Origin of the sequence: Pseudomonas sp. ChxA (genome assembly GCF_030263855.1) — a bacterium.
GTDB classification, from domain to species: Bacteria; Pseudomonadota; Gammaproteobacteria; order Pseudomonadales; family Pseudomonadaceae; genus Aquipseudomonas; species Aquipseudomonas fluorescens_CB.
Genome location: NZ_JARPMK010000001.1, coordinates 1,937,977 through 1,951,269 on the forward strand (window position 1 = coordinate 1,937,977; position 13,293 = coordinate 1,951,269).

Genomic DNA, 13,293 nt, shown 5'->3' on the forward strand with positions numbered 1-13,293 from the left:
CGCTAATTACAGGACAAACCGCGTGACCATGCCGTTGAGGTCCACCGCCAGGCGTGACAGTTCCTGGCTGGCCGCCGAGGTCTGGGTGGCACCGGCGGCGGTCTGGGTCGACAGGTCGCGGATGTTCACCAGGCTGCGGTCGACGTCGCGGGCCACCAGCGCCTGTTGCTCGGCAGCACTGGCGATCACCAGGTTGCGTTCACTGATCTGCGAGATGGCCGCGGTGATTTTTTCCAGGGCGCTGCCGGCGCTGTTGGCTCGCTGCAAGGTCTGGCCGGCGTGCTCGGCGCTGCTGTTAAGCGCTTCGACGGTGCCTTGGGTACCTTGCTGGATGCCGTTGATCATCTGCTCGATTTCTTCGGTGGAGTCTTGGGTGCGTTGCGCCAGCGAGCGCACTTCGTCGGCCACCACTGCAAACCCACGCCCGGCCTCGCCTGCGCGGGCGGCTTCGATGGCGGCATTAAGCGCCAGCAGGTTGGTTTGCCCGGCGATGCCGCGGATCACTTCCAGCACTTTACTGATGTCCTGAGCCTGCACGGCCAAGCCTTCGGCCTTGCTGGACGCGCCGAGCACTTCGTCCACCAGGTTCTGGATCGAGCTGATGGTTTCGCTGATCTGGTAATGACCGTGCTTGCTGTCTTCGTCGGAGGCCTTGGACGCCTCGGCGCTGGACACCGCATTGGCCGCGACTTCGTCCACCGCCGCGCTCATCTCGTTAACGGCAGTGGCGGCCTGTTCGATCTCATCGTTCTGCGCTTGCAGGCCACGGGTGCTCTGTTCCATCACCGAACTCATCTCTTCGGCGGCGGACGCCAGTTGCTGCGCCGACTCGCTGATGCCATGGAGGGTGGTGCGCAACTGGTCCTGCATGGTCGCCAGAGCCGTGAGCAATTGCGCCGGTTCGTCGCTGCCTTTGACCACGACGGGCTGGCTCAAATCGCCACCGGCAATGGTGCGCGCCACGGCCAGGGCCTGGCCGAGCGGGGCGGTGATGCTGCGGGTCAGCAGCCAGGCAAGCAACAGGGTCGCGATCAGTGCACACACAATGATCAGGCCGACCACCCACTGCGCGCTGGTATACATCTGCGCCGCTGCGTCCGCTGCGGTTTCCACGCCTTTCTGATTGAAGGTAATCATGTCCTCCAGGCTTTTATTCAGGACCGTGCCCTGAGGGCCGATGCGTGTGTTGAGCAGGTCGATGGCGTCTTGCTGCTGGTCCTTGTCGACCAACTCCATCATCTGGCTGACGATGCTGTTGTAGGTGTTCACATCGCTGTTGAGCTGCTTGAGCATGGCGCGTTCATCGTCGCTGCTGAGCAAGTCTGTGTGGTGCTCAAGCAGGGTTTTTAGTTCGCTGCGCTGGCTGGCGATCAGGCTTTTGCTGGTGTCGCGGATGCGTGATTCGTCGGTAGTCGCCATGCGCATCGACTCCAGGCGGATGCTGGCGATGCAGGCAGCCGCGTCGTGGATATTCTCGATGCTCGGCATCCACGACTCTTCAATCACCAACGCGCTTTCGCGCAGCTTGGCCATCTGCCCCAGGCCAAACATTCCGACGATCACCAGCATGCTGGCCAACACCCCAAAACTCAGGCTGGCGCGCAGGCCGATCGGCATATTCCTCAATGACATCTTAGTGCTCCTTAGGCGGTTTGAACCGGTTCCCGGGTCGGTCTTCAGACCTTGTTAGGTTGGGAAAGGGCGCGCTATATATCAAAGTGCCATCAAGGTAGTAATCGGGGTTTCCCCTAAGTGGTATCAAGGGTGTTACATAAGTTGTGAATTCACAGGTTGATGCGGTTTCTGCTCGGTGAGCGTATAGCCACGCGGTTTCAAGCCTGTAGCGGTGGTGCCAGTGACTTTTTGGTGTGTTTATTGACCGATTGGTCGAATTGTGAAAACTGAAAACAAATCTACAAATTGGATGATGTTGTACAGTCAGGCCGCGCAAATCATCCTTCTCCTGCCTCGATTCACTGGCTAAGCTCAGGCATCCAGATACCCCTTCGAGGTTGCCCGCATGTCGTCATCCGCCCCTGCCATTGCCCGCATGATCCTCGATGGCTTCGACGATTACCGTGAGCACTTTCGTCAGATCACCGACGGTGCCCGCGAACGTTTCGAAACGGCTCAGTGGCAACAAGGGCAGGCGGCGTCGGCGGCGCGGATCAATTTGTATGAAGAGAAGGTTGCTGAAGTCACGGCGCGCCTGCGGGCTAACTTCGATGCGGCGACATTGCTGGCGGTGGACCTGTGGCCGTTGGTCAAGAGCGCGTACATCGGCCTGATCGACCTGCGTTTTGACGATGAGCTGTCCGAGACCTGGTACAACTCGATCTTCTGCGGGCTGTTCAGCCATGACCTGATCAGCGACGGCTGCATGTTCATCCACACCACGCGGCCCAGCCTGCGCCGGGCGCGTGCGGCGCAAACCCGCACGTATCAGCCTGCGGGCGACCTGGCGGCGACGCTGGCGCAGATCTTCGCCGACTACCGCTTCAGCGAAGCTTACGCCGACCTCGACGGCGACCTGCGCCGCCTCCAGGCGCAGTTGCGTGAAAACCTGCCGGATTGGGTGTGCAAAGACCCAGAGCTGAGTATCGAGCTGTTCTCTTCGGTGCTCTACCGTAATAAAGGCGCCTATCTGGTCGGCCGCATTTACACCCGCGATGAGCAGTGGCCACTGGTAATTCCGCTGTTGCACCGCGAAGGGCGCGGTATCCAGATCGACGCGCTGATTACCGATGAAGCCGACGTGTCGATCATCTTCTCCTTCACGCGCTCTTACTTCATGGTCGATGTGCCGGTGCCGGCGGAGTTTATCGGCTTTCTCAAGCGCATCCTGCCCGGCAAGCATATTGCCGAGCTGTACACCTCGATCGGGTTTTACAAGCACGGCAAGTCGGAGTTCTACCGCGCGTTGATCAACCACCTGGCCACCACCGATGATCAATTCATCATGGCACCCGGCGTGCGCGGCATGGTCATGAGCGTGTTCACGCTGCCGGGTTTTAATACCGTATTCAAGATCATCAAGGACCGCTTTTCACCGTCGAAAAACGTTAACCGCGCCACGGTGATCGAGAAGTACCGGCTGGTTAAAAGCGTTGATCGCGTGGGGCGCATGGCCGACACCCAGGAGTTCGCCGACTTCCGTTTTCCCTTGAGCAAATTCGAGCCCGAATGCCTGGCCGAACTGCTCGAAGTGGCCGCTGGTACGGTGCAAGTGGAGGGCGATACGGTACTGATTCGCCACTGCTGGACCGAGCGGCGCATGACCCCGCTCAACCTCTACCTCGACAACGCCAACCCCGCCCAAGTGCGTGAAGCCCTGGAAGACTACGGCCTGGCGATCAAGCAACTGGCGGCGGCGAACATCTTTCCCGGCGACATGCTGCTGAAGAACTTCGGCGTCACCCGCCACGGTCGTGTGGTGTTCTATGACTATGACGAGATCTGCTTTCTCACCGAAGCCAACTTCCGCCACATCCCCGCACCGCGCACGCCCGAAGATGAAATGGCCTCGGAGCCTTGGTACTCCATCGGCCCGCTGGACGTGTTCCCGGAAGAGTTCCCGCCGTTCCTGTTTGCCGATGCCGGTCAGCGCAAGCTGTTCGACGAGTTGCATGGCGAGTTATACAACGCCGACTACTGGAAAGGCCTGCAGGAAGCGATTCGCGCGGGCAAGGTGATTGATGTGTTTCCGTATCGGCGCAAAGACCCGCTGTAAACGCATATACCGTTTGGGAGGAGGCTTGCTCCAATTTAACAACGTCTGTGCGAAGTGGGCTGTTGTGGCGAGCAGGCTTGCCCTGCGTTGGGCTGCGCAGCGGCCCCAAAAACAGACTCAGAGTTCTTTCAGGAGTATCTCGGTGTCTACAATGAGGCTGCTGCGCAGCCCAACGCAGGGCAAGCCTGCTCGCCACAGAGGAGCGTGGGTTAAGACAGTTGCTCCCACATTTGATCCGGTTTACTTAGCCGTCTGCCAGATCAGCTGCTTTTCTGCCACACTTGCCGGCCGTGCATAAATAGACGACCTGCAAAGTACCTGATGACTGACCAAGCGCCCGCTATCGACCAACTGCTCAAAAACCTCGATCACGCCATGCTCGCCGACCGCCACCGCTTGCGGCGCCAGTTGCTTGAGCTGCGCAAGAAGCCCGACGAGCAGAAGCTGGCGCAGTGGGTTACGCGTATGCAGGCGTCCTGCGCCCAGGTCACCGCGCGGCGTGCCAGCCTGCCGGTGATTCGCTATGACGACAGCCTGCCGATCGCGGCCAAGCGCGACGAGATCAAGGCCGCGTTGCTCAAGCATCAGGTGCTGATCATTGCCGGCGAAACCGGTTCGGGTAAAACCACCCAGTTGCCGAAGATCTGCCTGGAGATCGGTCGCGGCCAGTACGGCCTGATCGGCCACACCCAGCCGCGCCGGATTGCTGCGCGCAGCGTTGCCAGCCGGGTTGCCGAAGAGCTTGCTACGCCCCTGGGCGCGCTGGTCGGCTATCAGGTGCGTTTCGAAGATCAGAGTGACTCCAACACGCTGATCAAGCTGATGACCGACGGTATCTTGCTGGCGGAAACCCAGAACGACCGTTATCTGGAACGCTACGACACGATCATCGTCGACGAAGCCCACGAACGCAGCCTGAACATCGACTTCCTGCTCGGTTACCTGAAAACCCTGCTGCCGCGCCGCCCGGACCTTAAAGTCATCATTACCTCGGCGACCATCGACCTGGAGCGCTTTTCCAAGCACTTCGACGATGCGCCGATTGTCGAGGTCTCGGGCCGCACCTTCCCGGTCGACACCTGGTATCGCCCGCTGACGCTGGAGCAGGACGAGGAGGGCAACCGCGTCGAGGATGACTTGACCGTCGACCAGGCGATCCTCGCCACCCTCGACGAAATTGCCGCCTATGAGCGCAGCGAACGCCGCAGCCCCGGCGATGTGCTGGTGTTTTTGCCGGGCGAACGCGAAATTCGCGACGCCGCCGACATGCTGCGCAAGGCCCAGCTCAAACACACTGAAATTCTGCCGCTCTACGCGCGCCTGTCGCCGGCCGAACAGCAGCGGATTTTCCAGTCCCACCCAGGCCGCCGCGTGGTGTTGGCGACCAACGTCGCGGAAACCTCGCTGACCGTGCCGGGCATTCGCTATGTGATCGACAGCGGCACCGCGCGCATCAGCCGCTACAGCTACCGCGCCAAGGTGCAGCGCCTGCCGATCGAGGCGATTTCCCAGGCCAGTGCCAACCAGCGTAAAGGCCGCTGCGGCCGGGTTGAGCCGGGCATTTGCATTCGTTTGTACAGCGAAGAAGATTTTATCGGCCGCCCGGAATTTACCGACCCGGAGATCCTGCGCACCAACCTCGCCGCCGTGATCTTGCAGATGCTGCACCTGCGCCTGGGCGAAATCACTGACTTCCCGTTTATCGAGCCGCCGGATGGCAAGGCGATCAGCGACGGTTTCAACCTGCTGCAAGAACTCTCGGCAGTCGACCGCAACAGCCAGCTCACGCCCCTGGGCCGTCAGTTGGCGCGCCTGCCGGTGGACCCGCGCATGGGCCGCATGCTGCTCGAAGCGGCCAAGCTTGGCAGTTTGCAGGAAGTGTTGATTGTGGCCAGTGCCATGTCGATCCAGGACCCACGCGAGCGTCCGCCGGAGCGCCAGCAAGCCGCCGACCAGGCCCACGCGCAATGGAAGGATGCAGATTCGGACTTCGCCGGGCTGGTCAATCTGTGGCGCGGCTTTGAAGAACAGCGCCAGGCACTGACCGCCAGCCCATTGCGCAACTGGTGCCGCAAGAACTTCCTGAATTACTTGCGCCTGCGCGAGTGGCGTGACTCCCATCGCCAGTTGAGCCTGATCTGCCGCGATATGCAGCTGACGATCAACAAGGAGCCGGCCGACTTTGCGAAACTGCACAAGGCGGTGCTGTCCGGTTTGCTCAGCCAGATCGGCCAGAAAACCGAAGACGGCGATTACCTCGGCGCACGGCAGCGGCGCTTCTGGATTCACCCATCTTCGGGCATCGGTAAAAAACGTCCGCAATGGCTGATGACCGCCGAACTGGTGGAAACCACCAAGCTTTATGCGCGCATGGTGGCCAAGATCGATGCCGACTGGATCGAGCCGCTGGCCGGGCATCTGATCAAGAAAAACCACTTCGAACCGCACTGGGAAAAGAAGCGCGGCCAAGTGGTGGCGTTTGAGCAGATCACCCTGTTCGGGTTGATCGTGGTCGGACGCCGGCCGGTGCATTACGGGCCGATTGACCCGCTGGTGTCCCGCGAGTTGTTTATTCGTGAGGGTTTGGTACGCGGCGAGATTCAATCCCGCGCCAAGTGCCTCACGGCCAACCAGCAACTGCTGGAACAGCTCGATGAGCTGGAGGCCAAGGCCCGTCGTCGTGACATTCTGGCGGATGAAGAAACCCTGTACGCCTTCTATGACGCGCGCTTGCCGGCAGAGATCCACCAGACCGCCACGTTCGACAGCTGGTACAAGGTCAACAGCCAGAAAGACCCGCAACTGCTGATCATGCGTGAAGAAGACGTGCTGGCCCGCGAGGCCAGTGAAGTCACCGCCGCGCATTACCCGGACACGCTGCATTTGGGCGACCTGGAACTGGCCCTGAGTTACCACTTTGAACCCAACCACCCGCGCGACGGCGTAACCCTGCGTGTGCCGGCGCCGCTGTTGCCGGCGTTGCCGCCTGAGCGTCTGGAGTGGCTGGTGCCGGGTGTGATCGAAGCCAAGTGCATTGCACTGGTGCGCAACTTGCCCAAGGCGCTGCGCAAGAACTTCGTGCCGGTGCCGGATTTCGTCAAGGCCGCCTTGCAACGTATCGAATTTGGCCAGGGTTCGCTGCCCCAGGCGCTGGGCCGCGAATTGCTGCGCATGACCGGCGCACGGGTCAGCGATGAGGCCTGGGCCGAGGCGGCGCAGCAGGTGGAAAGCCACCTGAAGATGAACCTGGAGGTGGTCGACGGCCAGGGCAAGTTCCTGGGCGAAGGCCGCGATCTGGCGGAACTGACCGCACGTTTTGCCGAAGCCAGCCAGGCTGCATTGGCCGTACCGCAAACCGCGAAAAGCCAGCAACCGGTGGAAGCCAAAGTGTTTGCCGCCGTGGCGCAAAAGACCCAGCAAAAGATCGCTGGCCTGTCGATGACGGTCTATCCGGCACTGGTGGAAGAAAACGGTACGGTCAAGGAAGGGCGTTTCTCCACCGCCGCCGAAGCCGAGTTCCAGCACCGTCGCGCCTTGCAGCGCCTGCTCATGCAGCAATTGGCGGAGCCGGCAAAGTTCCTGCGCGGCAAGTTGCCTGGGTTGACCGAATTGGGCCTGATGTACCGCGATCTAGGGCGCATCGACGCGCTGGTGGAAGATATCCTGCTGGCCAGCCTCGACACCTGCGTGCTCGAAGGCGAAGCCAGCCTGCCGCGTGACGGTGCCGGGCTGGCTGCGTTGGCCGAACGCAAGCGCGGCAGTTGGGCCGAGCACGCCGAGCGCCTGGCGCGCTTGACCCTGGACGTGCTGAAACTCTGGCATGGTTTGCAGAAACGCTTCAAAGGCAAGATCGACCTGGCTCAGGCGGTGGCGCTGAACGACATCAAGCAGCAGCTCAGCAACCTGGTGTATCAAGGTTTTGTGCGCGAAACCCCGGCGCAGTGGTTCAAGGAATTGCCGCGTTTTCTCAAGGCCATCGAACTGCGCCTGGAGAAACTGCCGAGCCAGGTGCAAAAAGATCGCGTGTGGAGCACTGAGCTGGGCGGCTTGTGGGCGCAGTACCAGAATCGCCTGAACAAACACGCCCAGGAAGGCAAGCGCGACCCGCAACTGGAGCTTTACCGCTGGTGGCTGGAGGAATACCGGGTGTCGCTGTTTGCCCAGCAGTTGGGCACCAAGGTGCCGATTTCGGATAAGCGTTTGAGCAAGCAGTGGAGCCTGGTCGAGGCCTGAATAACGTAGATCAGCGGCTATTGTGGCGAGCGAGCTTGCTCGCGCTGGGCTGCGAAGCAGCCCCAGCCTGGGCACTGAGGTATTTGTGTTGAAACTCGGTTGCCGGCAATAGGGGCCGCTGCGCGCCCCAGCGCGAGCAAGCTCGCTCGCCACAGGGTTTGTGTACAGCCATTACAGCGGGTGGCGCCAAATCTGCAGGGTTGTGGCAAACTTCGCAGTCATAAAGACCGGTAACGCCGCGAAACACTGTGGCGCGCCGGGATAAAGCGTTGCCAGTTTGCTGCCCGCTGGAGGGCACCGAACGACTTAAAGTTTGGTACGACGGTACCAATTTCTTCTCTGCCTGACAGATTTAGAGGAACGACCGTGCATAACGTCGTCATCAGCGGCACTGGCCTGTACACCCCGGCCAACAGCATCTCCAACGAAGAGCTGGTGCAGTCTTTCAATGCTTACGTGCAACAGTTCAACAGCGACAATGCGGCGGCCATCGAGCGCGGTGAGGTGCAGGCGCTGACCGAGTCCAGCGCGGCCTTTATCGAGAAGGCTTCGGGCATCAAGAGCCGCTTTGTGATGGACAAGGACGGCATCCTCGACCCTCAACGCATGGCCCCGCGCTTGCCTGAGCGCAGCAACGACGAGTGGTCGGTACTCTGCCAGATGGCCATCGGCGCCGCCGAACAAGCTCTGCAGCGCGCCGGCAAGACCGCCGCCGACATCGATGGCGTGATCGTCGCCTGCTCCAACCTGCAGCGCGCCTACCCGGCCATCGCCATTGAAGTCCAGGAAGCCCTGGGCATCCAGGGTTTCGGCTTCGACATGAACGTGGCGTGTTCTTCGGCCACCTTCGGCATCCAGAACGCGGCCAACAGCATCCAGCTGGGCCAGGCCCGGGCGGTCCTGATGGTCAACCCGGAAGTCTGCACCGGCCACTTGAATTTCCGCGACCGCGACAGCCATTTCATCTTCGGTGATGCGGCCACGGCGGTGATCCTCGAGCGCGCTGATCTGGCGTCCTCCGAGCATCAGTTCGACGTAGTGAGCACCAAGCTGCTGACCAAGTTTTCCAATAACATTCGTAACAACTTCGGTTTCCTCAACCGCACCGCCGAAGAAGGCATCGGCGCGCCGGACAAGCTGTTCGTGCAGGAAGGTCGCAAAGTCTTCCGTGATGTCTGCCCGATGGTTGCCGAGTTGATCGGTGTACACCTGCAAGAAAACCAACTGAACGTGACCGACGTGAAGCGCTTCTGGCTGCACCAGGCCAACTTGAGCATGAACCACCTGATTGTGAAGAAACTGCTGGGCCGCGAAGCCTCGGTGGAAGAAGCGCCGGTGATCCTTGATACATACGCCAATACCAGCTCGGCGGGCTCGGTGATCGCGTTTCACACCTATCAGGACGATCTGCCCAAGGGTTCTGTTGCAGTGCTCAGCTCGTTTGGTGCGGGTTACTCGATTGGCAGCGTGATCCTGCGCAAGCGCTAATCTTTGGATCTGGCCCGATTTAATGTGGGAGCTGGCTTGCCTGCGATAGTATCGCCTCGGTGTATCTGAGCTACCGGGGTGTCTGCATCGCAGGCAAGCCAGCTCCCACATCGACCGTATTCCAAGGTAATTAGAGGTAAACAATGGCCGCAGCGGACGACGCGCACCTGCTTGAACGGCTGCTCAAGGGCGAGCAGCGGGCCTACAAGGAACTGGTCACCACCTACCAGAGCGCCATGCGCGCGGTTGCCTATGCCATTGTCGGCCAGCGCCATGCCGATGAAGTGGTGCAAGACGCCTGGCTGTCGGTGGTGCGTAACCTGGCCAAGTTCGAAGGGCGCTCCAGCCTCAAGACCTGGCTGCTGACCATCACCGCCAACTCCGCCAAGGGCCGCTACAAACAGAACCGTCGTGAAGTGTTGCTCGACGATTTGCCTTCGCCCCACGGCACCATTGGTGATGACCGCTTCGTCCCCGACGACGGCCACTGGGCTGTTGCGCCTTACGCCTGGCACCAGGACACCCCGGAAGCGTTGCTGACCGAGGATGAGCTGCGTAAATGCCTGGAGCATACAATTCTGAGTTTGTCGGAGCTGCAAAGCAGCGTACTGGTGCTGCGTGAACGTCAGGGCCTGGAGTTGGAAGAAATCTGTAATCTTCTGACCCTCTCGCTCTCCAATGTCCGTGTGCTGTTGCATCGAGCACGGCTTAAAGTCTTCGCCACGGTGGAGCATTTTGAGGAAACGGGCGAATGTTGACCTGTAAGGAACAAGTGGCGCGGTCCAGTGACTACCTCGATGGGCAATTGACCTTTCGAGAGCGCCTGCTGGTGCGTCATCACTTGATGTTCTGCCCCAACTGCCGGCGATTTATTCGTCAGATGCGCCTGATGCAGGCGACTTTGAAGATGATGCCCGAGGAGCCGGTAAAGGACGCAGATGCACTGGCTGATCGGCTGGTGGCCGAAAGGCTCAAAGATCAGTAACGGCGGGAAAGAGGCAGGCTCGCGTGGGTGAGTCGAACGGATGATGGGGATCGATCCACCTACGCAAGGCTGTTGAAACCACCTCGGGCCGTCCTGGCCCAAGGTTTATTGCACACACATTTAGAACTTGGCTTCAGCATCCAACTGCAGGGTGTTGGTGTTGGCATCACGCTGCGTGCGGCTGGCGTAGTCAGCCTTGGTCAGGAAGTACGTGGCGCCGAGGGCGAAGTTCTTGTCGATGTCGTAGCTGACTTTGAGCTTGTGACCGCGCGAGCCGGTGGTGCCGTTGGCGAAGTCCGAATCGGTGAAGGCGCCGACGACCGCGTCACGCTGAGTATCGCGGTAGTTGTAGTCCAGGTTGAAACCGAACACCTTGGACTTGGCACCGATCAACCAGGCGGTGTCTTGGTCGGTCACTGCATCGTTGTTTTTCACGTACTGGCCGTAGAACGCCAAAGGCACGGCCAGGCCGCCGATGTCGGCTTGGGCAAAGCCTTCATACAGGCGGAATTCGTTGTTGGCCGAGTTGCCGTTGACCGCCAGCGCGCATGGCGTAGTGGTGGTCGTGCAGCGGCTGTCCTTGTCGTTCTGGTAGGCGTAGACGCTGCCGCCCAAGGTCATTTTCAGGTTGTCGGTGAGCGAGAAGCGCGTGCCCAATTGGCCGGACGTCAGGCGCAGGTCGTGGCGAAATTGCACGCCGTCGCCGTCAACGTTGTCCTTGAGGTTGTAGTTACCCAGGCTGCCGAACAGCTCGGCGCTGCCGCCCAATGGGTACTTGTAGGTAACTGCCAGGCCTTCAGGGTTGATGTCGCTATCCCAGATCACATCGCCCATGTTTACCCACGGCTGCAGCATCTTGCCGCCGATCACGTGCAGGTTCTTGATCTGGTCCGGGTGGTAGTCGATGTAGCCCAGGTCCAGCCAGATCGACTTCTTGTCGAAGTAGTTGTCCTGATCCTGGTTGGTGGAGCGCGCGTCGTCGCTGCTGCCGGTGGCCACCCGGATACCAGTGTCGACCTGGGAGTTGATCTCGGTGTAAGCGCCCAGTCGGGCACGGATACGCTGACGGTCTTTGTCGCGGCCGCCATTGTTGGATTCGCCCTGGATTTTCACGGTTTCCTGACGGAAGCGCACATCGCCCTTGAGCTGAGTGCGTGCGGCCCAGGCCAGCTTCTGATCGAAGACGCTGAGGTCGTTGGTTTTTTTCGCGGTGGCCGCGATCTGCTCGTTGGTCTCTTGTTGAGCTTGCTGTGCGATCTGCTTTTCTTTCTGGTCCTTGGCTAATTCCGTTTGCAGTTCAGTGTACTGCGCAGCGGTGATCTGGCCGTTGGCCTTGAGCATGTCGAGCAATTTAGCGTCGACTGCAGCGCTGGCCGGAACGCTCAGGGCCAGCAACAGGCCGCCACACAGGGCCGCCGCAGTTTTAGTGGAAGCAAGACGCATATCAATCTCCGAAAGTGAGGAGGGATGGCAAACCATCCAGGACACAACCGACCGATGGCGGACGGAAAATAGCCGTCTGGTAGAACCAGACGCTCTAAAAACAGGCGTCAGTATCGCGATCGTTTATGACGGAGTAGTGGCTAAGTGATTTCATCTAGATGACAAATTATTTAAGTTGGAACTAATTGTTTCGAGGTTTGTCTCGCTCGTTTCGAGGTGTGCCTCGCGCCGCGATAGGCGATACTCGCCAGGCTTTCACGCCAAGAAACAGTGAGGATGTCGATGCCGCTGCAACGCCTGGACAGCCTGTCCACAATCGCCCCGGAGGTCTGGGATGCCCTGGTGCCGCAAGCCCAACCCTTTGTGCGGCATGCCTTCCTGGGTGCGCTGGAAGACAGCGCCAGCCTGGGCCCACAATCTGGTTGGCAGCCCGAGCATTTGTTGCATTGGGAGGGCGAGCGACTGGTGGCAGCCTTGCCCAGCTACCGCAAGTGGCACTCCTACGGCGAGTACGTGTTTGATCACGGCTGGGCGGATGCCTGCGCGCGTGCGGGCATCGAGTACTACCCCAAGTTGCTGACGGCGGTGCCGTTCAGTCCGGTGAGTGGCCCGCGCCTGTTGGCCAGGAATGCCGAGGACGGGTTTGAACTGCTGGGTAGCCTGCCCGGTTATCTGGAAATCGAAGGGCTCTCCAGTGCCCACATCAACTTCACCGACCCTTTGGCCGACATGGCGTTGGCTGGGCAAGCGGGTTGGTTGCAGCGCCTGGGCTGCCAGTTTCACTGGCAAAATCGCGGCTATCGTGACTTCCAGGACTTCCTCGACGCCTTGAGTTCACGCAAGCGTAAACAGATGCGCAAAGAACGCGAGCAAGTGGCCGGGCAGGGCATCGATTTTGAATGGTTGCAAGGCCATGAGTTAAGCGAGGCGCAGTGGGATTTTGTCTACGCCTGCTACGCCAACACCTACGCGGTGCGTCGCCAGGCACCCTACCTGACCCGCGCCTTTTTCAGCCTGCTGGCCGAGCGCATGCCCGAGGCGATTCGCGTGGTGCTGGCCAAACAAGGCGCACGCCCGGTGGCCATGGCCTTCAGCCTGATTGGTGGTGAGAGTTTTTATGGCCGCTACTGGGGCTGCCTGGCCGAGTTCGACCGCCTGCATTTTGAAACCTGCTTCTACCAGGGCATGGACTATGCCATCGCCCACGGCCTGCAACGTTTCGACGCCGGCGCCCAGGGCGAACACAAGTTGATTCGCGGCTTTGAACCGGTGATCACACGGTCCTGGCACTACCTGCGCCATCCGGGTTTGAAGAATGCTGTCGAAGACTTCCTGGAACGTGAGCGGGTTGGGATTCTGGCGTATGCCGAAGAAGCGAGGGCAGCCCTGCCTTATCGGCAGGGCTGAACCCGTT

Annotated in this window: 8 protein-coding genes; 6 read left to right on the forward strand and 2 right to left on the reverse strand. The window is 60.4% G+C overall.

Annotated features, from left to right (window positions below; all coding sequences use genetic code 11):
• Nucleotides 1-6: 6 nt before the first annotated feature.
• Nucleotides 7-1,632, reverse strand: coding sequence for a methyl-accepting chemotaxis protein (locus P5706_RS08660; protein ID WP_285679000.1), 1,626 nt, complete (start codon nt 1,630-1,632; stop codon nt 7-9).
• A gap of 388 nt (nt 1,633-2,020) precedes the next feature.
• Here P5706_RS08660 and aceK point away from each other — a divergent pair, with 388 nt between their 5' ends.
• The 5 genes from aceK to P5706_RS08685 all read left to right on the forward strand — a co-directional run bounded on the left by aceK (nt 2,021) and on the right by P5706_RS08685 (nt 10,436).
• Nucleotides 2,021-3,730: a bifunctional isocitrate dehydrogenase kinase/phosphatase gene (aceK, locus tag P5706_RS08665; protein WP_200431917.1), complete on the forward strand. Its 1,710-nt coding sequence runs from the start codon at nt 2,021-2,023 to the stop codon at nt 3,728-3,730.
• A gap of 321 nt (nt 3,731-4,051) precedes the next feature.
• Nucleotides 4,052-7,963: an ATP-dependent RNA helicase HrpA gene (gene hrpA, locus P5706_RS08670; RefSeq protein WP_285679001.1), complete on the forward strand. Its 3,912-nt coding sequence runs from the start codon at nt 4,052-4,054 to the stop codon at nt 7,961-7,963.
• Between the two features lie 366 nt (nt 7,964-8,329).
• The gene (locus tag P5706_RS08675; protein WP_285679002.1) at nt 8,330-9,451 is read left to right on the forward strand and encodes a beta-ketoacyl-ACP synthase III; all 1,122 of its coding nucleotides are present in this window, start codon (nt 8,330-8,332) and stop codon (nt 9,449-9,451) included.
• Nucleotides 9,452-9,594: 143 nt separating this feature from the next.
• Nucleotides 9,595-10,209 (forward strand): RNA polymerase sigma factor, encoded by a 615-nt coding sequence (locus P5706_RS08680; RefSeq protein ID WP_016973332.1) that lies wholly within the window; start codon nt 9,595-9,597, stop codon nt 10,207-10,209.
• On the forward strand, nt 10,203-10,436 hold the full coding sequence (locus tag P5706_RS08685) for an anti-sigma factor family protein (RefSeq protein ID WP_200431914.1): 234 nt from the start codon (nt 10,203-10,205) through the stop codon (nt 10,434-10,436). The genes P5706_RS08680 and P5706_RS08685 overlap by 7 nt, the downstream gene beginning before the upstream one ends.
• A 120-nt stretch (nt 10,437-10,556) precedes the next feature.
• Here the strand turns inward: P5706_RS08685 and P5706_RS08690 are convergent, their stop codons facing one another.
• Nucleotides 10,557-11,879 (reverse strand): putative porin, encoded by a 1,323-nt coding sequence (locus P5706_RS08690; RefSeq protein WP_017134842.1) that lies wholly within the window; start codon nt 11,877-11,879, stop codon nt 10,557-10,559.
• 282 nt (nt 11,880-12,161) lie between these two features.
• On the opposite strand from P5706_RS08690, the gene P5706_RS08695 reads away from it, so the two are divergent.
• Nucleotides 12,162-13,286 carry a GNAT family N-acetyltransferase gene (locus P5706_RS08695; RefSeq protein WP_285679003.1) on the forward strand — a complete coding sequence of 375 codons (1,125 nt, stop codon included), beginning with the start codon at nt 12,162-12,164 and terminating at the stop codon, nt 13,284-13,286.
• Nucleotides 13,287-13,293: the final 7 nt, after the last annotated feature.